A 595-nucleotide genomic window follows, 5' to 3' on the forward strand; every position below is an offset into this window, starting at 1 on the left:
TTGTACTTGACTGTTTTGCTGGTTTATTTAGTGCAAGATTAGATGTTGTAGCGCAGAAAGGAGTATCTGGTGTATTGATAACAAGTTTAACTCTGGTAAAGCATCCTGCTGCTGTTTTTAGGGTATACCATCCTTCGGAGTTTTCATCCAATCCTGTTACAGCTATTGTAGCTGCATTGGCGACAGACCCATCTGGTCTAGTGATGTTAGTTATGGTGGCCCCATTTGCTGCTATGGTAATATTTTCGCCGCCTGTTAAAAGGTAAAAGTCATCTCCTGTATTTACAGTTCCATTAACGGTAACTTCAGGAATAATGTTCACCCCACCATCGCAAGGGTTAGCACCAGTAAATACTGGTTGTGCAATTTGGATGGTTTCGGCTAAGGAAGGAACTCCATTATCCATTGCAAAAAGCATGTAATATCCTGGTGGTAATAGATTTTCATCAGGAATAGCAACCGTATAGTTACCAGGTGTATCCTCGGTATAAGTAACCGGGATTCTTCTTTGTTCGTTATTGGTACTATGTGTTGCTGCAGAAAATCGTACTAAAGCCATTTCATCAATACCATTGCTACCTGAAACGTTTATGTT

At 40.3% G+C, this 595-nt stretch carries 1 protein-coding gene; it reads right to left on the reverse strand.

The annotated features are described in order from the left end of the window. Positions 1-595: galactose oxidase early set domain-containing protein (locus RM520_RS15225; RefSeq protein ID WP_311388569.1), on the reverse strand; the 595-nt coding region annotated here is incomplete at both ends.

Source organism: Croceitalea vernalis (genome assembly GCF_031846405.1).
Lineage (GTDB): Bacteria > Bacteroidota > Bacteroidia > Flavobacteriales > Flavobacteriaceae > Croceitalea > Croceitalea vernalis.